We start from the raw sequence: 21,646 nt of genomic DNA, 5'->3' as shown, positions 1-21,646 counted from the left end.
CCGCGGCCAGCTCCCCACCCATCACAACAGGCCAACGGAACAAGCGATCAAACGGACACGCCACCGGCGAGTGAACCTGACCAGGCACTACTAGGGCGCCTCGTCCGGTTCCGCCGTGCGTATGCGGTGGCGGGAGGGCCGTGTCAGCCGCTTCGCCACACATGCCGGGATCGCGGCCCCCGAATCGTGCGACCGGGCCCGGTAGGCGCTCGGGGTCTCGCCGACCAGCTCCGTGAAGCGGGAGCTGAACGAGCCGAGCGACGTACAGCCCACCGCCAGGCACACCTCGGTGACCGTGAGGTCCCCGCGGCGCAGCAGCGCCTTCGCGCGCTCGATGCGGCGGGTCATCAGATACGCGTACGGCGTCTCCCCGTAGGCCGCGCGGAAGCTGCGCTGGAAGTGGCCCGGCGACATCAGCGCGGTGCGCGCCAGGGCGTCGATGTCCAGCGGTTCCGCGTACTCGCGGTCCATGCGGTCCCGAGCCCGCCGCAGCCGCACCAGATCATCCCGGTTCATGCCCCCAGGATGGCACCCACCACGGACAACGGGGGGCGCCCCGGACATAACCGCTGGTCAACCCGGGGGATCCGGGATCACCGCGGTGGCGTTCACCCCTTCACGGCGGAGCTGGCCACGCCCTGGACGAACCACCGCTGGAAGAAGGCGAAGACGATCAGGACGGGCAGGACGAGGAGGACACCGAAGGCGAGGATCTGCCCCCAGTCGGGCGGCTGCTGGCCCTGGAAGACGCTCATCTCCAGCGGCAGCGGCCGTACCGACGGGTCGGAGACCATCAGCACCGGCCACAGGAACGAACCCCACTGGGTGAGGAAGGTCAGGATCGCGACCGAGGCGAAGGCCGGCTTCGACATCGGGACGATGATCGCGAAGAACGTACGCCAGGGACCGGCCCCGTCCAGCCGGGCCGCCTCCTCGATGCTCGGCGGGATCGTGCGGAAGAACGTGTGGAACTGGTAGACCGAGAAGGCGTTGGCGAGGAACGGCAGCGCCTGGATGAAGAGCGTGTTCCGCTGGTCGTTGAACAGGTAGAACAGCGGCACGGCCACCGACTCGAACGGCACCAGCATCAGCAGCAGGACCAGGGTGAACACGGCCTCCCTGCCGCGCCACCTGAGCCGGGAGAGTCCGTACGCCGCCATCGAGTTGACGAAGAGGCCGCCCGTCACGACGACGAAGGCCAGCAGCAGCGAGACGCCCATGAACTGCCAGAAGTAGCCGGTGCTGTCGGAGTTCAGGTTGTCCAGGACGGCGGCGTAGTTGTCGAAGGACAGATGGGTGGGGAGGAAGCCGGACAGGCCGTTCAGCACCTCGTCGGACGGCTTGAGGCTGCCGAGGAGGAGGTACAGGACGGGCAGCGCGAAGACGAACGCCAGGACGGAGAGGACGGCGTAGTCGAGGAAACGGCGCAGGGGCCCGCGGGAGAGACCGGTGGCGGTGCTCGTACTCATGGCTGAGTCAGTCCTCGTTGTCGGGCCGGACGATGCGGCGCTGGATCAGGGTCAGGACGACGACGATCAGGAAGAAGACGACCGTGATCGCGGACGCCTGGCCGATGTTGTTCTGGTCGAAGGCGGTGGTCACGGCCTGGTACATCACCGTGCGGGCCGCGTCCTCGTCGAGCCCGCCGCCCTTGACCAGCACGTACACCTGGTCGAACACCCGGAACGACAGCACCGACGTGAGCAGCGCGACGAACACGAGGGTGCCCCGGATGCCGGGCAGCGTGACGTGCCGGAACTGCTGCCAGCGGGAGGCCCGGTCGAGCTGGGCGGCCTCGTAGCGCTCGTCCGGTATCTGCTGGAGCCCGGCGAGCAGGATCACCATCTGGAAGCCGACGCCCTGCCACACCGACAGCACGATGACCGAGGCCATCGCGGTGAGCCCGTCGCCCAGCCAGTCGAACGCGCCCCAGTTGCCGAAACTCACCGCGTCCAGCGCGGAGTTGAGCATGCCCTGCTCGCTGCGGGCGAGGATCAGCCGCCAGATCACCGCGACCAGCGCCATCGGGAAGACGACCGGCATGAAGAAGAAGGACCGGAAGAGACCGATCGCCTTCAGTTTGCGGTTGAGCAGGATCGCGAGGCCGAGCGCCAGACCCGTCTGGAGCGGTACGACGACGACGGCGAACGTCAGGTTGTTCAGCAGGGCCCGCAGGAACGGGCCGGACAGATCGGGGTCGGTGAACAGCCGCCGGTACTGCTCGACGCCGAAGAAGGTGGGCTCCAGCGGGGAGCCGAGGCGCACGTTGTAGAAGGAGAGCACCACGGCGTAGCAGAAGGGCACGCCGACGAAGGCGATCAGTCCGGCGACGGCCGGCGCGGACATCAGCAGTCCGTGCAGCCACTCCCGGCCGCGGCGGGCGCGGCGGGCCGGTGGGGCGGAGGCGGTTGTCAGGGATGGCGCCTGGTCCCGGCCGGACGGCGCGGTGGGCGCGGGTTCCACGGTTTTCACGGGGTCCTCTTCCCGGCGGGGCGGGCGGCGGCCGCGAGGGCGCGCCCGCCCCGGTCGATGGGTCCGACAGGGCGCGTGCTTACGGGATCTCGTAGCCGGCGTTGTCCGAGAAGTCCCGGTCGATGGCGCGGGCGGCCTTGGCCAGGGCGTCCTCCGGGTCACTGCCGCCGTAGACCGCGTTCAGCGCCTGGCTGAACTTCTCCGTCACCACCGGGTATCCGGCGGTCACCGGGCGGGTCACGGCGACGCAGGTCTTGCTGATGTCGCTGTCGCCGCACGGCTTGGCGAGCTGGTCGGCGAAGAGCTGGAGCGGGCCGCCCGGCTTGTACAGCTCGCTCGCGGCGAGCGCCGACTTGGTGGCCGGGGGCGCGCCGTTGGCCTTGGTCATCGCGGTGACGTTGGCGTCGTCGAGGAGGAAGTCCATGAACGCGCCGGCGGCCTTGGCGTTCTTGGAGTCGGCCCCGATACCCCAGGACCACGAGCCCTGCCCGGTCTTCGGGCCGTCACCGAAGTCGGGCAGCGGCAGCACGACCAGGTCGTCGCCGAGGGCCTCGCTGTAGGCGGGGTACATCCAGTGGCCGACCCAGCTGAGGGCGACACGGCCCTTGGCGAAGGCGTTGCCGTCGGTGTTGGGGTCGACGGTGCCCTTCCAGGACTGGAAGGTCTTCAGGGCCGACACCGCGGCTGGGGAGTCGAGAGCACCCTCCGCCTTGCCGTCCTTGAGGAGGGCGCCGCCGGCGGACCAGACGATCGGGGCGAAGCCGTAGGTGCCCCACTCGTTGGCGAGACCGTTGCCCTCCTGGATGTCGAGGACCTTGCCGTCGGAGTCCTTCGCCTTCAGCGCCTTCAGCGCGGCGTCGAACTCGTCGGCCGTCCACGCGTCGTCCACACCCTTGGGGTACTTCACCCCGGCCGCGTCCAGCAGCTTCTTGTTGCCGTACATGCCGAGGCCCGAGTCGAACATGCCGAGCCCGTAGTGCTTGCCCGCTATCTCGCCCTGCGCCTTGGCGGCGTCCGTGGCGTTGGACAGGGTCTTCGCGGAGACGAAGTCGTCGATCGGGGCGAGCTTCTTGTTGTAGACGAAGTTCGCCATGGTCGGGCCGTCGAACTCCAGGACGTCCGGCAGCTCGGACGCGTCGGTCGCGGTGATGGTCTTGGTGTAGTCGGTCTCCGGTATCAGCTTCAGCTCGACCTTGACCTTGTCCTGCGAGGAGTTGAAGGACTTCACGGCGTTCTGGAGTGCCGCCGCCTCGCTCTTCTGGCCCTGGTGGGCCCAGACGCTGATCGTGCCCTCACCGCTGCCGGCCTCGGCGGAGGCGTCGGACCCGCCGCCCCCGCCGCACGCGGCCAGCGCCGCCAGGGGAAGCACGAGCGCCAGGCCGGTGGAGGCCGTACGGCGGAGCCTTCTGCGGGTCGAGCGGTTGATGGAACTCATGGACTGTGCCTCCGTGCGGGACGAGGGTGCGGGGTACGGGGTGGGTTCGAAGGAGGAGGAGGGAGCGGGGGTGGTTTCGAGGGAGTGGGGGGTGACGTCTGAGGGGCGGGCGTGGGCGTGGGCGCGGGCGTGCGGGGAGGCGCCGCCCGTGGGCTCGCGGGGGCCTGGGGTCACTGCGGGCCGCGCGGGCGCGGCGGTGCCGTGGTCTCGCGGAGCACGAGCCGGATGGGCATCTCCACCCGGCCCTCCGGCACGGCGCCCGGCTCGTCGAGCTGCCGCAGCAGCAGCCGCGCGGCCTCCGCGCCCTGTCCGGCGACCGGCTGGGCGATGGTCGTCAGCCCGACGACATCGGCGAGTTCGTGGTCGTCGAAGCCGACGACGGAGACGTCGTCCGGCACCCGCAGCCGATGCCGCCGCAGCGCGCGCAACGCGCCCATCGCCATCTCGTCGGACTGCGCGAACACCGCGGTCGGCGGCCGGGAGGCGGCCAGCAGCCGGGTCATCGCCCGCTCGCCGCCCTCCACGGTGTATTCGCCGTCGGCCTCCAGCGCCGGGTCGGGTTCGATGCCGGCCTCGCCGAGGACGTGCAGATAGGCGGCGCGACGGTCGACGGGAGTGGTCCAGTGCAGCGGCCCGCTGGCCCCGGAGATCATGCCGATTCGCCGGTGGCCGAGGTTCACCAGATGCCGTACGGCGCTCTCCGCGCCCGCCCGGTCGTCGATGCCGACCACCGTGAAGCCGGGCCGGGCGCCGCCGACCGTGGAGGCCAGCGGCACGCCCAGCGAACGCAGCGCGGCCGACTCCTCCTCGTCCGGTATCAGCAGCGACAGCACCGCGTCGACCCGCTTGCGGACCGGCATCTTGGTGAAGAAACGCTTGCGCGCCTCCGCCGACCCCAGGTTGTACAGCAGTACGTCGTACCCGGCGGCGCTGAACACCTGCTCGGCCGCGTCGAGGACCGTGCCGAAGAACCACCGGCCGATGTACGGGGCGACGACCCCGATGGTGAAGGTGCGCCCGCTGGCCAGGCTGGACGCCGAGCGGGAGGCCGTGTAACCGAGCTGCGCCGCGACGGCCGCGATCTGCGCGCGGACCTCGTCCGAGACGCCCGGCCGGCCGCGCAGGGCACGGGACACGGTGGACGCCGAGACCCCGGCGACGCGGGCGACATCGGTGATGCTGACGGTCACGGCGGACTTCTCCCGTCGGTTGCACGTCTTCACGGCGGTGTGAGCTGTGGGTGACGTGACCGTAAACCCGCCCTCGTTGTTGCGCAAGCGTTTGCGTTCAGTTTTACTTGGGCCGATTCTCAAGCGAGACCTGAAAAATCTATGGTCAGCGCACGCGTTTGGGCGCTGCGAGTCGACAGGAACTGTGCATGCGATACGCCCCGCCCGGCCTCTGCGTGAACGACTTCGCCCTGCTCCGCGACGACGACGGCACCTACGCGGTGCTGCATCTCCAGGGGCCGTGGACCACGGAGTTCGACCACCTGAGGATGGAGACCTCCTACGGCCGGGCCACCTCGGCCGACCTGGTGGACTGGCGGCCGCGGGGCACCGCCTTCGGCAACGGGCTGCCGGGCCGCTTCGACCAGCAGGCGGTGTGGACGATGCACCCGCTCCGGCACGGCTCCGGGATGGCGATGTTCTACACGGGCGTGAGCGGACTGACCCCCGAGGGCTGGCCGTTGCAGTCGGTCGGCCTCGCGTACTCCGACCGCACCGACGGCACCGGCTGGCGCCGCCACGGCACGGGACCGGTCGTCGAGGCGGACCCCCGCTGGTACCGCACCGCCGACCGCATGGGCTGGCGCGACCCGTTCGTGGTGCGGGACGACGAGGGCGACGGCTGGGCGATGGTGATCTGTGCGAGCGACGCCTCGTTGCCCGTCGAGGTGAGCGGCTGCGTGGCCCTGGCGACCTCGCCCGACCTGGAGCACTGGACCGTCCACCCGCCGCTGATCTCACCCGGCGACGTCGACGAACTCGAATGCCCCGTCCTGGAACGCCTCGACGACGGCGGGTGGCTGCTCCTCGGCTCCGTCGGAGCGACCCGGGGCTTCGAGTCCTGGACGGCACCGACCCTGCGCGGACCATGGACCCGCCGCGGCCCCCTCGGCCCCACGGGCGCGTACGCGCCCCGGGTCATCCCCGCCCCCGACGGCTCGCGGGTCGTCCTGCACACCACCCCGCGCCGCGTGGGCCTCACCGACACGGGCGAGCGATGCCGCGGGATGCTGGCCCAGCCCAAGTCCCTTGTGATCCCGGAGGATTCGGCGCCGCGCCTGGAGTGGTGGCCGGGTCTCGACCGCTGGCTGGGCGCCGAGACGCACGGCGCCGCCCTGCACGCGGTCGGCGACATCCCCATGTCCGGCCGGCCCGTGGAGATCACCCTGCGCACCCACGCGCCCGGCTCCGTCCGCCCGGCCCTCACCATCGGCTGCGACGGCAAGCGTCTGCGGGCGACGGGCCCCGACGGCACCACCCTGGACGAGACCGTCCTGTCCCAACCCCCGGCCCGTCTGCGGGTCCTGACGGTCGGCGAGTACGTGGAGGTCTACGCCGACGACGTCTTCGCCCTGACGACCCTGTGCTACTCCGGCCACCCCACGCCCTGGACGGCGACCACCGACGGCGTCCCCCACCCGATCCCGACCCGCCCCGTCCACCTCCCCGACCCGACCCGCGACGACGCGTCGGCGATCTGGCCGGGGCCGGGGGGCGCGTAGGTGGGGGTGGCGGTCGGTCGACTCGGGCTGGGCTGGGCCAGGGGCGGTCGGGGGCGGTAGTCGGTCGACCCGGGCTGGGCCGCTGGTTGAGCGGGCTCGGGCGCGAGGTGGGTTGGACGACCGGTTGCAGGACAGGGCCCGCTCCGCCCCCGCGGCAACCTTCTCGCCCCCTCGGCAGTCCAGTCTGTGTCCGGGTGGGTGGTGTCGAGGTGAACGTGTGAGGTCCCGTGGAGCGGCTGACGCATATACCGCGGAGGGCGGGGCCCGTGGCGGACGCGACCGGCGGTGATCGATCCGCCCGGTCGGCCCGGTCGGCCCGGCGCACCCGGGGACTGGCCGCTGCCGCGCTGGCCGCCGTGCTGCTGGCAACCGGCTGCGACTCCGCCCAGCGCCCGGCCGGGGGCACCGGCGGCAGGGAGCGGAGCCCGGAGGCCGACGCGAGCCGTACGGACGGGCGGTCCTCGTCCGGTGTCAGGGCCGAACGGCCGCCCGCCGGGAAACCCTCACGGAACCCCAGGCCCGAGGACCTCAACGGCGACGGCTACGACGACTTCGCCGCGGTCGTCACCGGCGGCAGCCTAATCGTGGTCTACGGCTCGGCGAAGGGGCTGGATCCGCGCCGGCGCACCGTGGCCCCGGGGCCGCCCTCCTCGGGGACCGCGCCCGATGAGACGCGGCTGCTGCGCACCGACCTGGACCACGACGGCTACACCGATCTCGTGCGCGCCCCACACACCGGCCAACCCACCGTGCTGTGGGGCGGTCCGCGCGGCGTGACCGACCCACGGCCGCTCACCGGGGCACCGACCAGCCCGGCCGCCACCGGTGACTTCGACGGGGACGGCCACGCCGACCTGTTCATGCCCGGCGGCGCCAACGGTCCCGAGGGCACCGTGTGGTTCGGCCCCGTCCGGCGCGGAGGCGCCCCCGCCCGCGTCCAGAAGTTCCGCAACGGCCGCCCGCCCGACTCGATTCCGGCGCGCTCCCTGGCCGGCGACTTCGACGGCGACCGGGCCACCGATCTCGTGCTCGGGTTTGACTGGACCGATCCGGAGAATGAAGGCGACGGCGAGGCGGGCGTCATCGGTCTGCAGTATCTGCGGGGCGGCCCGGGAGGGCTGAGGCTCGCCGAGCGCCGCGAGGGACCCGAACTCGGCCTGGAGGGGCAGGCGGGGGACGTGGACGGTGACGGCATCGACGACCTGTACTCGGCGGGCTTCTTCGCGTACCGGAAGCGGCTGAGCGCCGGATACACGCTGAGCACCCCCTCCGGACCCGAGACCGGGAAGCGGGGCGGCATGACCAGGGTCTCCCCGCCGGGCCTGAGGGACGCCCCGCAGTACGGCGGCATGGGCGGCACCGCCCTCGGCGACGTCACCGGCGACGGCCGGGCTGATCTGGTCACCTCGGCGACCGGCGCCAACGACAGCAACGGCGTCGTGTGGCTGGTCCCCGACCTCCGGGCGGCCACCGCGGACGCGGTGCGGGCGGTGACCCTGGACACCCCCGGGGTACCCGGCAGCGACACCCCCGCCGAGGGCCGGGGCCCGACGCGTAACCGCATCACCGTCGTCGGCCCCCTCCTCGACACCGACGGCGACCACCACCTGGACGTGGTCGTCGGCGCCCCCGGATTCCTGGACGCCAAGAAGCACGACCTGGACGCGTTCTGGGTACTGCGCGGCACCGACCAGGGGATGACCTACCAGCGGCACTTCACAGCCACGGACATCCTCTGACGCCCACCGACCCGAGGAGCGGGCGAGAGCGGACCGATGGACGATCCCGGGCGGCTCGAGGAGTCGCTGCCCGTCGACCCGGCGACCGGCCACCCCATCGGCGGCGAGGAGGCGTTGCCGGGCGACCCGTTGGGCCTGGGGATCGCCGTGCCCGGCACCGTCACGGTCAGCGAGACCCTGGCGCGGAGAACGGTGACGGACACCCGGAGCAGGGTCTGAACGGCGCCCCGGCCGACCGGAGTCGGGCCGCGGTCCGCCGAACGCGACCGCACCCGGGCCGCCGTGGACGCCGTGAGCGGCGGCCTGCGGTCCGGGTGCGGACGGAACGACCGGCGACCTGGCAGGTCGCGGGGTCCAAGGCGTGATCGAGGATCAGGCCTTCTTGGTCTCCCAGAAGATCTTGTCGATCTGGGCGATGTAGTCGAGCGCCTTCTGGCCCGTCGCCGGGTCGGTCGAGGCCTTGGCGGCCGAGAGGGCCTTCAGGGTGTCGTTGACCAGCTGGTGCAGCTCCGGGTACTTCTCGAAGTGCGGGGGCTTGAAGTAGTCGCTCCACAGGACCGACACGTGGTGCTTGGCGAGCTCGGCGCGCTGCTCCTTGATGACGGTCGCGCGAGCCTGGAAGTGCGGGTCGTCGTTGGCGGCCATCTTCTCCTGCACGGCCTTCACCGACTCCGCCTCGATGCGGGCCTGGGCCGGGTCGTACACGCCGCAGGGCAGGTCGCAGTGCGCGCTGACCTTGACCTTGGGGGCAAACAGGCGGGAAAGCATGGAGCATTCCTTCCTCGTGATCGTCTTCTCAGGTGGGACATTACTCCCTGCGAGAGAGGTTTTCGCGAGTGCCCCCATGGGCTTAGGACAAAAGTCCGGGGTCAGACTGGGACTGGTGGAGGATCGAACCGGGGAGGTGCCGAGGGATGCCGGAGCCGGCGCGGGACAGCGAGCGGGCACGGGCGGTTCTGCCCTTGGGGGCGGCCGAGGTGACGGGACCGTCCATGGTTCCGACGCTGCGCCACGGGGACCTGCTGCTCGTCCACTACGGGGCGCGGCTGAGGATCGGTGACGTGGTCGTGCTGCGCCACCCCTTCCAGCAGGACCTCCTCGTCGTCAAGCGCGTCGCCGAGCGGCGGGACGGCGGCTGGTGGGTCCTCGGGGACAACGCGTACGCCGGCGGGGACAGCACGGACTACGGGACCGTCCCCGACGAACTCGTGCTCGGCAAGGTCCGGTTCCGCTACCGGCCCCGGCCGGAGGGTCAGCGCTCGCCGTTCGCCGTGGCCCGCTGGGCGTTCTCGGCGGCCCGCCCCGTGCTCTGCGACCGGTCCGCCTCCAGGCGCTTGCGGGCGCGGTAGGCCGCGACGTTGGCGCGGGTCGCGCAGCGGTCCGAGCAGTAGCGCCGGGAGCGGTTGGTGGAGGTGTCGAGGTAGGCGTTGCGGCACGGTGCCGCCTCGCACAGACCGAGCCGGTCCACGCCGTACTCGGTGAGGTGGAAGGCGAGCCCCATCGCGGCGATCGCGGCGTAGCCGGCCGTCGCGTTGGAGGGGTGGTCCGCCAGGTGCATGTGCCACAGCGGGCGGCCGTCGTCGTCCCGGAAGTCATGGCCGGAAATCTGCGGGCTCACCGGGAACTCCAGCAGCAGGGAGTTCAACAGGTCCACGGCGAGCGTCTCGTCGCCGCCGTCCGCCGCCTCGAAGACCGAGCGCAGCCGCGACCGCACCGACCGGAACCGGGTGACGTCGGCGTCCGTGGCCCGCCGGGCCGCCGACTGGTTGACCCCGAAGAGGTCGCGGACGGCCTCCACCGAGGTGAGCGTGTCCTTGCCCCGGAGCGGTTCCTCGCTGTTCACGAGGCGCACGGCGTAATCCGAGTAATAGGCCAGTTCCACTTGTAGTCCTTACGGGGGCACTCTATCGTCGTGGTGCGGGTCAGGTAACAGCTGATCGTGCTTTCAGGGTATTACGGTGTACCGCGAGAAGGGGCTTGCATGACGACGACCACCGGCACCGGCAGCGGAACCTCGTCCGGCACCGACTGGCAGGCATGGCAGCGCAGCTGGGACCGGCAGCAGGAGTGGTACATGCCCGACCGCGAGGAGCGGTTCCGGGTCATGCTCGACATGGTCGAGGCCCTCGTCGGCCCCGAGCCCCGCGTCCTCGACCTCGCCTGCGGTACGGGATCCATCACGTCCCGGCTGTTCGCGCGGTTCCCGAAGGCCGTCAGTACCGGCGTCGACCTCGACCCCGCGCTGCTCACCATCGCCGAGGGCACCTTCGAGGGCGACCGCCGCGTCACCTTCGTCACCGCCGACCTCACCGACCCCGACTGGCCCGCCCAGCTGCCGTACGACGCGTACGACGCCGTGCTGACGGCCACAGCCCTGCACTGGCTGCACAGCGAACCCCTCGCCGCCCTCTACGGTCAGGTCGCGGAACTCGTCCGCGACGGTGGTGTCTTCATGAACGCGGACCACATGATCGACGAGACCACGCCCCGGATCAACGCGGCGGAGCGCGCGCACCGCCACGCGGGTATGGAACAAGCCAAGGCGAACGGCGTCGTCGACTGGGCCGAATGGTGGCAGCTCGCCGCCCAGGACCCGGTCCTCGCCGCGCCGACGGCCCGCCGTTTCGAGATCTACGGCGAGCACGCCGACGGCGACATGCCGTCCCCGGCGTGGCACGCCCGTGTCCTGCGGGAGAAGGGCTTCGCCGAGGCCCGCCCCGTCTGGTGCTCGCCCTCCGACACCCTGCTCCTGGCCGTGAAGTAGGCCCCCGAGGCGGCCTCGCACGCGGAAGGGGCGGTACGGGAGATCCGTACCGCCCCTTCTCTCTCCAGCCGTTTCCGGCCAGGGCGTACTACAGCACCTTGGACAGGAACGACTTGGTGCGCTCCTCCTGCGGGTTGGTGAGCACCTCACGCGGGTTGCCGGCCTCGACCACCACACCGCCGTCCATGAAGACCAGGCTGTCGCCGACCTCGCGGGCGAAGCCCATCTCGTGGGTGACGACGACCATGGTCATTCCCGACTCGGCGAGGTCCCGCATGACGTCGAGGACGTCACCGACCAGCTCCGGGTCGAGCGCCGAGGTCGGCTCGTCGAAGAGCATCAGCTTCGGTTCCATGGCCAGCGCGCGGGCGATCGCCACGCGCTGCTGCTGGCCGCCGGAGAGCTGCGAGGGGTAGTTGCCGGCCTTGTCGCCGAGGCCGACCTTCTCCAGCAGTTCCCGGGCGCGCTCGCGGGCCAGGGCCCTGCTGACGCCCTTGACCTGGATCGGCGCCTCCATGACGTTCTCCGCCGCGGTCATGTGCGGGAACAGGTTGAACCGCTGGAACACCATGCCGATGTCCCGGCGCTTCAGCGCGACCTCGCTGTCCTTGAGCTCGTACAGCTTGTCGCCCTTCTGGCGGTAGCCGACCAGCTCGCCGTCGACGTACAGACGGCCGGCGTTGATCTTCTCGAGGTGGTTGATGCACCTCAGGAACGTCGACTTGCCGGAGCCGGACGGGCCGATGAGGCAGAACACCTCACCCGTCTGCACCTCCAGGTCGATGCCGTTGAGGACCTGCACGGGGCCGAAGGACTTGTGGATGCCCTCGGCCTTCACCATGGCGGTCATGCCGAGACTCCCTTCGGGCGGCGCGCGGGCATCACGGCCGCCTTGAAGCGCTGGACCGGCGTCGGCGGGAGGGACCGGCTGGACCCCTTCGCGTAGTGCCTCTCCAGGTAGTACTGCCCGACGCTGAAGATGCTCGTCAGGATCAGGTACCAGGCGGCGGCGAGGAACAGCATCTCCACGATGGAGCCCGCGTTCTGGCCGATGTCCTGGGCCGCCTTGAGCAGATCCACGTACTGCACCGTCGAGACGAGCGACGTGGTCTTCAGCATGTTGATGACCTCGTTGCCCGTGGGCGGCACGATCACCCTCATCGCCTGCGGGATGACGATCCGGCGCAGCGTCTTGGCGTGGCTCATGCCGAGCGCGTGCGACGCCTCCGTCTGGCCCTCGTCGACCGACAGCAGACCGGCGCGGCAGATCTCCGCCATGTACGCGGCCTCGTTGAGGCCGAGGCCCAGCAGCGCCGTCAGCAGCGGCGTCATGAACGACGACCAGTAGTCCTTGTAGATCGGACCGAGGTTGACGTACTCGAAGACCAGGCCCAGGTTGAACCAGACGAACAGCTGGACCAGGACCGGCGTGCCGCGGAAGAACCAGATGTAGAACCACGCGACCGACGAGGTCACCGGGTTCTTCGACAGCCGCATGACGGCGAGCAGGATGCCGCCGACGATGCCGATCACCATGGACAGCACGGTGAGCAGCAGGGTGTTCAGAACGCCTTCGATGATGCGGTCGTCGAAGAAGTAGTCGGGGACGGCGCCCCAGTTGATCTTCTTCGCCTGCGCGAAGGCGTAGACGATCGCGCCCAGGACAGCGAGCGCGATGGCCGCGGAGACATAGCGCCCCGGGTGCCGGACCGGAATGGCCTTGATGGCCTCCGGACCGGCGGGGGGCGTGTCCTCGGGACCGTCCGTCTTGTTGACGTCAACAGTCACGGGTGGTGCCTTTCAGTGCCGAGACGGAGATCAGGAGCCGCCGTTGATCTTGGCCTCGGTGACGGCGCCGTCCTCGACGCCCCACTTGCTGATGATCTTCTTGTACTCGCCGTTGTCGATGATCGCCTGGACCGCGGCCTGCAGGGCGTCCCGCAGCTCGGTGTTGTCCTTGGCGACGGCGATGCCGTACGGGCCGGCCTCGACCTGGTCGCCGACGATCTGGAAGTACTTGCCGCCGCCCGAGGTCTTCACGGAGTACGCGGCGACCGGGTAGTCGGCGGAGACGACGTCCGCGCCCTTGGAGCGCATCCGGGTCTCGGCCTCCGGGTTGGTGGCGAAGTCCTCGATCTTGAGGGCCTTGCCGCCGTCCTTCTTGCACTTCTCCGCCTGCTCCTTGGCGAGGTCGTGCGAGAAGGTGTTGCGCTGCACGGCGATCGTCTTGCCGCAGAGGTCGTCCCAGGTCTTGATGCCCTTGTCGTCGCCCTTGTTGGTGTACAGGGAGACGCCGGCGGTGAAGTAGTCGACGAAGTCCACGCCGGCGCCGACCTTCTTGCCGGTGTCGGCGTCGATGCCCTCCTGGCGGTCCTTGGTGTCCGTCATGGCCGACATGGCGATGTCGTACCGCTTGGACGCCAGGCCGCCGATGAGGGTGTCGAACGTGGCGTTCTCGAACTTGAACTCGACGCCGAGCTGCTTGCCCAGCGCGGCGGCGATGTCGGGGTCGATGCCGACGACCTTGCCCGCGTTGTCCTTGTATTCCACGGGCGCGTACGCGATGTCGGAGCCGACGCGGATGACACCCTTGTTGCGGATGTCCGAGGGGAGCTTTTCGGCCAGCGGGGCCGAACCGGCCTTGGTGCTGTCCGAACCGTTGCCGTTGCCGTCCTTGGTCTGGTCACCGCAGCCGGTGAGCAGCAGGGCGCCCACGACCGCGATCGCTCCGACCGCGGCTGTCCGGGAGCGCAGGCCGGTCGTACGACTGGTGGTGCTTGCGGTCATGGTGGGTTCCTCCGGCGGGATGGGTGGAGTTGCCGACAGGTCGATGGTTGACACGCTTCTTCGAGTGTCGCGACCTCGTGTGATTACGGCATCTTGCCATTCGGGCATGTGCAATCAGATGACCCGCTATGTCAAAATCGGATAACGGGTGACCCCTGAATGACCTACGAACCGCTGCGGACCGTGCGATCACGCCGGATCTTGTGCGGAATTTTTCTCTTCCGGCCGGAAGATCTTCGGTGCATCTCAGGATGCGGTCGGCCGTGAACCCCGCACACGTGGCCGTATGGGGCCCTCGGGGATTGGTCCGACTTGTCCCGTCATTCGTCGACGATTCGCGGCGCCCCCAGAAGGCCGCAAATGACCTTCGAGTTGTGACCTTCAAGGTATGAACGGGTCTGGACTCGTCGTCGGCACCGTCCGTCCGGTAAGAAGGTTCCTTACACCCCTCATCCGGGGCCCAGGGCGCGTGTGCGGCGCGCCCGTCGCGTCTGAGCCCATACGTGTCGCCGTACGTACCGGTTGACCTGGGCCTTACGCGGTGCCCGCCCACTCCCGAACCGGGAGCGGTCACCCTCAAACCTTGAAGACTTAAGGGGTAAACAAAAGTGGCAGCGGAGATTGTCAATCCTCGCACCGAGAGCAGCGACGGCAGTACGGGCCAGGAAGGCAACGGGGAGCCCCTCAATTCCCTGGGCGCCCCCGACTCCTTCGACCCCGCCTTCGCGCTGCACCGCGGCGGCAAGATGGCCGTGCAGAGCACGGTGCCGATCCGCGACAAGGACGACCTGTCCCTCGCTTACACGCCGGGCGTCGCGCGGGTGTGCACCGCCATCGCCGAGCGTCCCGAGCTGGTCGACGACTACACCTGGAAGTCCTCCGTCGTCGCCGTCGTCACGGACGGCACGGCGGTCCTCGGCCTCGGCGACATCGGCCCCGAGGCGTCCCTCCCCGTGATGGAGGGCAAGGCGATCCTGTTCAAGCAGTTCGGCGGAGTCGACGCGGTGCCGATCGCGCTCGCCTGCACGGACGTCGACGAGATCGTCGAGACCGTCGTCCGGCTGGCCCCGTCCTTCGGCGGCGTGAACCTGGAGGACATCTCCGCCCCCCGCTGCTTCGAGATCGAGAAGCGGCTCCAGGAGCGCCTGGACATCCCGGTCTTCCACGACGACCAGCACGGTACGGCGGTCGTGACGCTGGCGGCCCTGCGGAACGCGGCGCGGCTCAGCGGGCGGGAGATCGGCCAGCTCCGGGCCGTCATCTCGGGCGCCGGCGCGGCCGGTGTGGCCATCGCCAAGATGCTGGTCGAGGCGGGCATCGGCGACGTCGCCCTGGCCGACCGCAAGGGCATCATCTCCGCGGACCGCGAGGACCTCACCGACGTCAAGCGCGAGGTGGCCGGCTTCACCAACAAGGCCGGGATCAAGGGCTCCCTGGAGGACGCCCTCGCCGGCGCCGACGTCTTCATCGGCGTCTCCGGCGGCACGGTCGCGGAGGAGGCGGTGGCCTCGATGGCCGAGGGCGCGTTCGTCTTCGCCATGGCCAACCCCAACCCCGAGGTGCACCCGGATGTGGCCCACAAGTACGCGGCGGTCGTCGCGACCGGGCGCTCCGACTACCCCAACCAGATCAACAACGTCCTCGCCTTCCCCGGCATCTTCGCCGGGGCGCTCCAGGTGCGGGCGTCGCGGATCACGGAGGGGATGAAGATCGCGGCGGCGGAGGCGCTGGCGTCGGTCGTGGGCGACGACCTCGCCGCGGACTACGTCATCCCGTCCCCGTTCGACGAGCGGGTCGCTCCCGCGGTGACGGCGGCGGTGGCCGCGGCCGCGCGGGCGGAGGGGGTCGCTCGCCGCTGAGGCGAGTGCGAGTGAGTTCGGCGGCTCTGTCCCCGTGTTCGGGGGCGGGGCCGCTTTTCTGCCGGCGGGGCTTTGGGTGCCTGGTGGCTCGGGGTGCGTCTCTCGTGGGCGGGTGCGGGTGGTGTGTGGTTGCTCGCGCAGTTCCCCGCGCCCCTGAAAAGCGGCCGGGGCTGCGCCCCGTGCTTTTCAGCTGAAGGGCGGGCCGTAAGCCCGTTCCCTTCGGGGGTGCGGGGCGGTGACCCATGCGGCTCCGCCGTGTGGGCGCGGTCAGCCCTCATCCACCCGCGGATCACCGGCGGCTTCGGCGGGCGCGGCGCGTGTCACAGCGGTGCCCCGTTCCATCGGGTGCGGCGTACACCTATGGTCAGGGCCATGTTCGCTGCCTACGCCTCCCGTATCGACCGTGACAACCCGCTCAACGGACTGGAGTTGGGAGACCGCCCCGCCCCGGTGTCCAGGCCCGGCTGGACGACCGTCAAGGTGAAGGCCGCCTCGCTGAACCACCACGACCTGTGGTCCCTGCGCGGCGTCGGCCTCGCCGAGGACAAGCTGCCGATGACCCTCGGCTGTGACGCCGCCGGTATCGACGAGGACGGCAACGAGGTCGTCCTGCACTCGGTGATCGGCCAGAGCGGCCACGGCGTCGGTCCCGACGAGCCCCGCTCGATCCTCACCGAGCGCTACCAGGGCACCTTCGCCGAACTGGTCACCGTCCCCACCTGGAACGTCCTGCCCAAGCCCGCGGAACTCTCCTTCGAGGAGGCCGCCTGTCTGCCCACCGCCTGGCTGACCGCCTACCGCATGCTCTTCACCAACGCCGGCGTCCGTCCGGGTGACTCCGTGCTCGTCCAGGGCGCCGGTGGCGGTGTCGCCACGGCCGCGATCGTGCTCGGCAAGGCGGCCGGTCTCCGTGTCTACGCGACCAGCCGTGACGAGGCGAAGCGCAAGCGGGCCCTGGAACTCGGCGCGGTCGAGGCGCTGGAGTCGGGCGCCCGGCTGCCGCAGCGCGTGGACGCGGTCATCGAGACCGTCGGCGCCGCCACCTGGTCCCACTCGGTGAAGTCGCTCCGCCCCGGTGGCACGCTCGTCATCTCCGGTGCCACCAGCGGCGACCGCCCCTCCCACGCCGAACTCACCCGTATCTTCTTCCTCGAACTCAAGGTCGTCGGCTCCACCATGGGGACCAAGGACGAGCTGGAGGACCTCCTCTCCTTCTGTGCCGCGACGGGCGTCCGTCCGGTCATCGACGAGGTGCTCCCCCTCGACCGCGCCCGCGAGGGCTTCGAACGTCTGGAGTCCGGGGACCTCTTCGGCAAGATCGTGCTCACCAGCCCCTGAAGGCCCCCCTCCTGAACGAGCGACACCAAGGCCGGTCCGGTACCCCCGGGCCGGCCTTCGTCATGTCAACCAATGTTGACATGTGGTTCCTGTCAACGTAAGTTGACACCATGACCGAAGCAACGGATCTCGCCGAGCGTGCCGGCGACCGCGACCCCCGGATCGGGCTGCGTGCCGTCGCCGCGCTGCGCCGGCTGCTGGAGCAACTGGAGTCGGTACAGGTGCGCAGTGCGCGCAACCAGGGCTGGTCGTGGCAGGAGATCGCCACGGAACTCGGTGTGAGCAGGCAGGCCGTGCACAAGAAGTACGGGAGGCATTGATGTTCGAACGGTTCACGAAAGACGCCCGTGCCGTGGTCCTCGCCGCAGTCGACCACGCGGGACGCGCCGACGCCGACAAGGTGACCGAGGAGCACCTTCTGCTCGCCCTGCTGGACCGCCGCGCCAGCCGTGCCTCGTTCGCCCTCGCGTCCCTGGGCATGGCCGACAACCGTGGCACCGTCGAGCAGGCCCTGGCCGACGCCCGCCGCCGGGGCGGCCTCACCCGCGCCGACGCGGACGCCCTGTCCGAGCTCGGTATCGACCTCTCACAGATCGTCTCCCGCGTCGAGGAGGCCCACGGACCCGGCGCGTTGGCTCCGGGGCGCGACCGGGGGAGGGGGCGGGGCCGGTGGAGGGGACGGGGTGACACCGGTGGTGGTTCGAACCACCGCCCCTTCGCGCGCGAGGCCAAGGACGTCCTCACCCGCTCCCTGCGCCTGGCCCAGGCCCACAGTGACCGGCACATCGGCGACGAGCACCTGCTTCTCGCCCTCACCACCCGCCCCGGAGTCCCCGCCGAGGTCCTCGCCGACCACGGTGTGACCTACGAGTCCCTGGAGCGCGTGCTGTACGGGACGGGTGAGGCCAGGGCGAGCTGACCCGCCGCTTCTCGGCCCTTCCTCAGCCCTCCATGTGTCCTCTGCCTGCTCCCGCTCAGCCCTTCGCCGCCCGCAGTGCCGCTCCGATGTGGGCCGCCGCCGTCGACAGGTGGCGTCGGGCGTCGCGGAGTTGGTCCTCGGTCACCCCGTGGTCGCGGGCGGCGTCGCGGATGTCGTCGCGGAAGCGGTCCAGGAGCCGGTCGAGGTCGCGGGCCGGGTCGCCCGTCGGGGCCTCGTGCACCCAGGCGGGTTCATAGGTGCCCGGAAAGTCCTCGGGAGTGGCCGAGTAGTCCGGTTCCCAGGCGCCGGTGCCCGTGCCGGTGCCGGGCCGCGCCCCGCCCGCGGCGCCCGCGCCCGTCGCACCCGTCGTGCCCGGACCGGACTCCGCGCCCGGGCGTCCGAAGCCGAGGTCCTTGCCGAACTCCTTCCCGAAGTCCTTCCCGAACTCGCCGAACTCCTTGGCCAGTTCCGTCAGTCCCTCGCGCACCCCGGTCGGCCAGTCGCCGCGGGAGAAGTGGTCCTGGACGTGCTCCTGGACCCGTTTGGCGATGCGCTGAAGCTCCTCCTGGGCCTGGGTGCGGGCCCGCTCCTGTGCCTCCTTGGCCTGGCGGCGGGCCCGCTGGGCCTCCTCGCGGGCGCGGCGGCTCTCGTCCTTGGCGCGCCGGGCCTGCTCCTTCCACTCCTGCTTGACGCGGCGCATCTCCTCCTTCGCCACGCGCCACGCCTCCTTGTCGGCCGGCTCCCCGAACTCGCCGAGCGGCCCCTGCTCCCCGGTGCCGGCCCCCGGGCTCCTGCGGGCCGCGGAGGCCGCCGCCCGCATCTCGCGGCGCAGGTCGCCCGCCGCGCCCCGCACATCGGCCCGGATCTCGGCGGCCAGCTCCGCCACCGACTCGCGGATCTCCAGCTCCAGGTCGGCCAGTTCTCCGCTGCGGTCGGCCAGTTCGGCGCGGCCCGCGTCCGTGATCGCGTACACCTTCCGGCCGCCCTCGGTGGTGTGGGTGACCAGGCCCTCCGCCTCCAGCTTGGCGAGGCGGGGGTAGACGGTGCCGGCGGAGGGCGCGTACAGGCCCTGGAAGCGCTCCTCCAGGAGCCGGATCACCTCGTAGCCATGGCGTGGCGCCTCGTCCAGCAGCTTCAGCAGATACAACCGCAGGCGTCCGTGGGCGAAGACGGGGGGCATGTCAGAGCACCTTCTTGTCGGTCGTGCTGGGGCTCGTGCCGTCCGCCTGGCCGCCGGACGAGGAGCCGGGCGAGCCGGGCGAGGAGCCGGTGAGGCCGTCGGACGGCTCGGCGGTGTCGGCGGTCGCATTGTCGGTCATGGCATCGGACCGCTTGTCCGGCGGGGTGTCCGGCGTGGCCTCGCCGGGCGACGCGCCGACGGCCGGCGTCATGTCGTCACCGGCGCCGGTGGCACCGGACGGGCCGCCCGTCCCGTCGGTGTCCTCGCCGTCGTCCCAGGGCTCGTCCTCGGCCGGGGGCCGGCGCAGGAGGGCGATGGAACCGGAGATCGTCGTGGCCCTGAGCCGGCCGTTCCCCCTGCCGAGGCGGCCGGTGATCTTGTGGGCGCCCCAGGGACCGCTGACGCGGAGGTCATCGAAGGCGTTGGAGATGGTGCCGCTGGCGGTGTTGGCCTCGATCTCGGCGTCGGCGGGGTGGGGGAGACGGATGGCGATCTCGCCCGAGACGCTGGTGAGGCCGACATCGCTCGGGCCGCCGCCCGCAGGGTCGAGGTCGAGGATGATCGAGCCGCTCACCGAGTCGGCCTTGAGGGTGGGGCAGGACCCCTCGATGACCGTCAGGTCACCGGAGACGGAGCTCAGCCGGAGATCCCCGGTGAGGGCCTGCGCCTCCACGTTCCCCGAGACCGTCGTCGCCCGGACCGGGCCCGACAGGCCGACCAGGGTGGTGTCGCCCGAGATGCCCTTCACCTCCGTACGCCCCTCCACCCCCGAGATGACGGCCGTGGCGCCGACCGCGCCCACCTCCACGCGTGTGCCCGCCGGAACGGCGAGGGAGACCAGCGCGGTGCGGCGCCAGCCCTTGCGGTCGAGCCACTTCAGGAAGCCCTTCCACGGCACGTCGTCGTACGCCACGGTCAGCGTGCCGTCCTTCTGCGTCACCGTCAGGGGCGGGCCCTCCAGGTCCGACACCTCCAGACGGGCGGAACTCTCGTCGGTGCCCACGACGTTCACCGTTCCGTTGACGACGCGTACCTGGAGCGCCGTCACCGGTTCGTCGAAGGTGAGCTTCCGTGGCTCGGCGACGGACCACTCGGACATGTGCTGACCCCCAATGACGAGCCGACCGTGTGACCGACCGGCCTGACCTCATGGCAGACCGACCAGTGGTGTTTGACGCGCCATATCGCGTCTCGCGTAAATCACGATATATCGCGCTCGCGGGAAGTCAAGACACCCGTTCTGGTGATCCCGCAGGATGAACGCGGACAAATCGCCCTAGCGTGGGGGCATGTCGACGGAAAGCACGCCGGGATCCCCGCGCCCCCGACCCGCGCCCGCAGTCGGCGCCCTGCTGCTCTGCCGTGCGGACCGGGAATCCGTCGCACCCGTCGCCCAGTTGCTCGGGGAGCGGATGCTGCTCACGTCGGCCGGTCCGGAGTGGAGCGCCCTCGTGCCCGAGGGCAAGCCCTGGCTGCAGGGAGGAGAGCCCGTCGACCGCGTCCTGACCGGCTGGGCCACCGCGCTCGCCGTCGGCGCTCCCTGGCCCGTCCTGGCCCTCTGGTGGGACGCGGACCGCAGCGGCTACACCCTGGCCGCCGGTTTCCGCCGCACCGTCGGCTACGTCTGGCTCACGAACGGCACCCCGGTCGGCGAGGACGAGGCGATGCGGACGTTCGCCGCGCGGCTGGGCCTGGACCCCGTCCTCGACGCGCAACCCCTGTACGACCTCACCGAAGCGGACCCGTCGGCGGACGCCCGGACCCGCATGCTGGGCCTTCTCGCCGTTCTGGCCCGTGCCGGTCTGGTCCTTCCGGCCGGTCTCACACCGGGCGAACCCGCCGACCGTCTCCGGGAGGTCGCCCGCGTCCAGCCCGATGCCCAGCGCATCGAATGGGCCGGCTGGCGCGGAGCCGTCCGCATGGAACTCGACGCGCTCGAACGCGGCCGTCTGGGCCCCTGGCTGCCCTGGGCGGGCACATCACGGGCCCGCGCCCTCGCCACCGCGCAGCTCCTCGCGGGCCTGCCCCTGACGGCCTGGGGCCTGCGCCGCCGCAGCGGCGGCTGGACCATGGCGGGCGCCCTCCTGGTCGCCCACGGCGCCCTCGGCCTGATGTACGACCTTGCCCGCCCCCGCGACTGATCCCGCCCGCGCTGACCCCGGCCCCGCGACTGACCCCCGCCCCGCGACTGACCCCCGCCCCGCGACTGCCCCCGCCCCCGCGACTGACCGGCCGCGGCCTACTCGTCGTCCTCGTCGTCGAGCCGTGCCAGCCAGGTCGCCAGCCGCTCGACCGGCACCTCGAAGTCCGGGTTCAGATCGACGAAGGTCCGCAGCTGCTCGGCGAGCCACTCGAAGGTGACCTCCTCCTCGCCGCGCCGCTTCTCCAGTTCCTCGATGCCACGGTCCGTGAAGTACATGGG

Annotated in this window: 23 protein-coding genes; 10 read left to right on the top strand and 13 right to left on the bottom strand. The window is 71.0% G+C overall.

Annotation, left to right across the window (positions count from 1 at the left end):
• Positions 1-90 precede the first annotated feature (90 nt).
• The 5 genes from ACZ4Z2_RS26970 to ACZ4Z2_RS26950 all read right to left on the bottom strand — a co-directional run bounded on the left by ACZ4Z2_RS26970 (position 91) and on the right by ACZ4Z2_RS26950 (position 5,097).
• Positions 91-516 (bottom strand): helix-turn-helix transcriptional regulator, encoded by a 426-nt coding sequence (locus ACZ4Z2_RS26970; protein ID WP_468079361.1) that lies wholly within the window; start codon positions 514-516, stop codon positions 91-93.
• Positions 517-608: 92 nt separating this feature from the next.
• Positions 609-1,469 (bottom strand): carbohydrate ABC transporter permease, encoded by an 861-nt coding sequence (locus ACZ4Z2_RS26965; RefSeq protein WP_468079359.1) that lies wholly within the window; start codon positions 1,467-1,469, stop codon positions 609-611.
• A 7-nt stretch (positions 1,470-1,476) separates the two neighbouring features.
• Positions 1,477-2,472, bottom strand: a complete 996-nt coding sequence (locus ACZ4Z2_RS26960) for a carbohydrate ABC transporter permease (protein WP_468079357.1) — start codon at positions 2,470-2,472, stop codon at positions 1,477-1,479.
• Positions 2,473-2,551: 79 nt separating this feature from the next.
• Positions 2,552-3,907: an ABC transporter substrate-binding protein gene (locus ACZ4Z2_RS26955; protein ID WP_468079356.1), complete on the bottom strand. Its 1,356-nt coding sequence runs from the start codon at positions 3,905-3,907 to the stop codon at positions 2,552-2,554.
• A 170-nt stretch (positions 3,908-4,077) separates the two neighbouring features.
• Positions 4,078-5,097, bottom strand: coding sequence for a LacI family DNA-binding transcriptional regulator (locus tag ACZ4Z2_RS26950; RefSeq protein WP_468079354.1), 1,020 nt, complete (start codon positions 5,095-5,097; stop codon positions 4,078-4,080).
• A 188-nt stretch (positions 5,098-5,285) separates the two neighbouring features.
• On the opposite strand from ACZ4Z2_RS26950, the gene ACZ4Z2_RS26945 reads away from it, so the two are divergent.
• From ACZ4Z2_RS26945 to ACZ4Z2_RS26935, 3 genes are all read left to right on the top strand, one after another.
• Positions 5,286-6,638 (top strand): glycoside hydrolase family protein, encoded by a 1,353-nt coding sequence (locus ACZ4Z2_RS26945; RefSeq protein WP_468079353.1) that lies wholly within the window; start codon positions 5,286-5,288, stop codon positions 6,636-6,638.
• A gap of 266 nt (positions 6,639-6,904) precedes the next feature.
• The gene (locus ACZ4Z2_RS26940) at positions 6,905-8,377 is read left to right on the top strand and encodes an FG-GAP repeat domain-containing protein (protein ID WP_468079352.1); all 1,473 of its coding nucleotides are present in this window, start codon (positions 6,905-6,907) and stop codon (positions 8,375-8,377) included.
• A 36-nt stretch (positions 8,378-8,413) separates the two neighbouring features.
• The gene (locus ACZ4Z2_RS26935) at positions 8,414-8,596 is read left to right on the top strand and encodes a hypothetical protein (RefSeq protein WP_468079350.1); all 183 of its coding nucleotides are present in this window, start codon (positions 8,414-8,416) and stop codon (positions 8,594-8,596) included.
• A 153-nt stretch (positions 8,597-8,749) separates the two neighbouring features.
• Here the strand turns inward: ACZ4Z2_RS26935 and sodN are convergent, their stop codons facing one another.
• Entirely contained in the window at positions 8,750-9,145 is a 396-nt protein-coding gene (gene sodN, locus ACZ4Z2_RS26930) for a superoxide dismutase, Ni (RefSeq protein ID WP_020136639.1), read from the bottom strand.
• Between the two features lie 146 nt (positions 9,146-9,291).
• On the opposite strand from sodN, the gene sodX reads away from it, so the two are divergent.
• Entirely contained in the window at positions 9,292-9,726 is a 435-nt protein-coding gene (sodX, locus tag ACZ4Z2_RS26925) for a nickel-type superoxide dismutase maturation protease (protein ID WP_468079349.1), read from the top strand.
• On the opposite strand, the gene ACZ4Z2_RS26920 is transcribed toward sodX, so the two are convergent.
• Positions 9,630-10,259: a CGNR zinc finger domain-containing protein gene (locus tag ACZ4Z2_RS26920; protein ID WP_468079347.1), complete on the bottom strand. Its 630-nt coding sequence runs from the start codon at positions 10,257-10,259 to the stop codon at positions 9,630-9,632. The two genes, sodX and ACZ4Z2_RS26920, sit on opposite strands and share 97 nt — an antisense overlap.
• Positions 10,260-10,358: 99 nt before the next feature.
• Here ACZ4Z2_RS26920 and ACZ4Z2_RS26915 point away from each other — a divergent pair, with 99 nt between their 5' ends.
• Entirely contained in the window at positions 10,359-11,141 is a 783-nt protein-coding gene (locus tag ACZ4Z2_RS26915) for a class I SAM-dependent methyltransferase (protein WP_468079345.1), read from the top strand.
• 88 nt (positions 11,142-11,229) lie between these two features.
• Here the strand turns inward: ACZ4Z2_RS26915 and ACZ4Z2_RS26910 are convergent, their stop codons facing one another.
• Genes ACZ4Z2_RS26910 through ACZ4Z2_RS26900 form a run of 3 tightly spaced genes read right to left on the bottom strand, consistent with a single transcriptional unit; the run spans position 11,230 to position 13,928 of the window.
• Entirely contained in the window at positions 11,230-11,991 is a 762-nt protein-coding gene (locus ACZ4Z2_RS26910; RefSeq protein WP_468079343.1) for an amino acid ABC transporter ATP-binding protein, read from the bottom strand.
• Positions 11,988-12,929 carry an amino acid ABC transporter permease gene (locus ACZ4Z2_RS26905; RefSeq protein WP_468079341.1) on the bottom strand — a complete coding sequence of 314 codons (942 nt, stop codon included), beginning with the start codon at positions 12,927-12,929 and terminating at the stop codon, positions 11,988-11,990. Before ACZ4Z2_RS26905 ends, ACZ4Z2_RS26910 begins: the two co-directional genes overlap by 4 nt.
• A gap of 30 nt (positions 12,930-12,959) precedes the next feature.
• The gene (locus ACZ4Z2_RS26900; protein WP_468079340.1) at positions 12,960-13,928 is read right to left on the bottom strand and encodes an ABC transporter substrate-binding protein; all 969 of its coding nucleotides are present in this window, start codon (positions 13,926-13,928) and stop codon (positions 12,960-12,962) included.
• A gap of 608 nt (positions 13,929-14,536) precedes the next feature.
• Here ACZ4Z2_RS26900 and ACZ4Z2_RS26895 point away from each other — a divergent pair.
• From ACZ4Z2_RS26895 to ACZ4Z2_RS26880, 4 genes are all read left to right on the top strand, one after another.
• On the top strand, positions 14,537-15,787 hold the full coding sequence (locus ACZ4Z2_RS26895; RefSeq protein ID WP_468079338.1) for an NAD(P)-dependent malic enzyme: 1,251 nt from the start codon (positions 14,537-14,539) through the stop codon (positions 15,785-15,787).
• A gap of 372 nt (positions 15,788-16,159) precedes the next feature.
• Positions 16,160-17,125: a zinc-binding dehydrogenase gene (locus tag ACZ4Z2_RS26890; protein WP_468079336.1), complete on the top strand. Its 966-nt coding sequence runs from the start codon at positions 16,160-16,162 to the stop codon at positions 17,123-17,125.
• Between the two features lie 110 nt (positions 17,126-17,235).
• Positions 17,236-17,445 (top strand): RNA polymerase sigma factor sigma-70 region 4 domain-containing protein, encoded by a 210-nt coding sequence (locus tag ACZ4Z2_RS26885; RefSeq protein ID WP_055513588.1) that lies wholly within the window; start codon positions 17,236-17,238, stop codon positions 17,443-17,445.
• A complete protein-coding gene (locus ACZ4Z2_RS26880) occupies positions 17,445-18,044 on the top strand; it encodes a Clp protease N-terminal domain-containing protein (RefSeq protein ID WP_468079334.1) in 600 nt (199 codons plus the stop codon). Before ACZ4Z2_RS26885 ends, ACZ4Z2_RS26880 begins: the two co-directional genes overlap by 1 nt.
• A 55-nt stretch (positions 18,045-18,099) precedes the next feature.
• Here the strand turns inward: ACZ4Z2_RS26880 and ACZ4Z2_RS26875 are convergent, their stop codons facing one another.
• Together ACZ4Z2_RS26875 and ACZ4Z2_RS26870 are read right to left on the bottom strand one after the other, a co-directional pair.
• Positions 18,100-19,224, bottom strand: coding sequence for a PadR family transcriptional regulator (locus ACZ4Z2_RS26875; protein WP_468079332.1), 1,125 nt, complete (start codon positions 19,222-19,224; stop codon positions 18,100-18,102).
• A 1-nt stretch (position 19,225) separates the two neighbouring features.
• A complete protein-coding gene (locus tag ACZ4Z2_RS26870; protein ID WP_468079331.1) occupies positions 19,226-20,323 on the bottom strand; it encodes a DUF4097 family beta strand repeat-containing protein in 1,098 nt (365 codons plus the stop codon).
• A 190-nt stretch (positions 20,324-20,513) separates the two neighbouring features.
• Here ACZ4Z2_RS26870 and ACZ4Z2_RS26865 point away from each other — a divergent pair, with 190 nt between their 5' ends.
• Entirely contained in the window at positions 20,514-21,365 is an 852-nt protein-coding gene (locus tag ACZ4Z2_RS26865) for a hypothetical protein (RefSeq protein ID WP_468079329.1), read from the top strand.
• A 98-nt stretch (positions 21,366-21,463) separates the two neighbouring features.
• Here the strand turns inward: ACZ4Z2_RS26865 and ACZ4Z2_RS26860 are convergent, their stop codons facing one another.
• Positions 21,464-21,643, bottom strand: coding sequence for a DUF6104 family protein (locus tag ACZ4Z2_RS26860; protein ID WP_003992906.1), 180 nt, complete (start codon positions 21,641-21,643; stop codon positions 21,464-21,466).
• Positions 21,644-21,646 lie beyond the last annotated feature (3 nt).

The sequence above is a fragment of the Streptomyces sp. NPDC030183 genome (assembly GCF_055573455.1).
This window is presented reverse-complemented; position numbering and strand designations above follow the sequence as displayed.